We start from the raw sequence: 544 nt of genomic DNA on the forward strand, positions 1-544 counted from the left end.
TACGTGGCAGGGTGGGAGCGCTCATCGCTTTGGGTGCCGGCTTCAATCCGGTGCTGACGGGCAGGGAGAACATCCAGGTCAATGCGTCGGTGCTTGGCCTGAGCAAGGAGCGTATCAAGGAGAAGTTCGATGAGATCGTTGCGTTCGCCGAGGTCGGTGAGTTCATCGACATGCCCTTGCAGAGCTATAGTTCCGGCATGGCCGCGCGCCTTGGATTCTCAGTGGCGATCGCCGTGGAGCCGGACATCCTGCTCGTTGACGAGGTGCTCGCCGTTGGTGATCACGCATTCCGTTTGAAGGCACAGCGGGCCATGCGGCAGGCCATGGCGCAAGGCACCAGCGTGGTCGTGGTCTCGCACAACCTGCACGACATCAGCGGCAACACGACCCGCTGTCTCTGGTTGGAGAAGGGAACGGTGCGCATGGATGGAGATACCTCGGCCGTCAGTTCCGAGTATATGCACGCACAGACACGACGTGCGGCGGCGACCGACAGGGCGATGTTCGACTACAGCCCGAACCGGAAGGGACATGTGGTGCTCAA

Annotated in this window: 1 protein-coding gene; it reads left to right on the top strand. The window is 61.4% G+C overall.

Annotated features, from left to right (window positions below):
* Window positions 1-11: 11 nt before the first annotated feature.
* On the top strand, window positions 12-544 hold a 533-nt coding region (locus KDM41_18870), incomplete at its 3' end, for an ABC transporter ATP-binding protein (GenBank protein ID MCB1185488.1).

The sequence above is a fragment of the bacterium genome (genome assembly GCA_020440705.1).
Taxonomy (GTDB): domain Bacteria; phylum Krumholzibacteriota; class Krumholzibacteriia; order LZORAL124-64-63; family LZORAL124-64-63; genus JAGRNP01.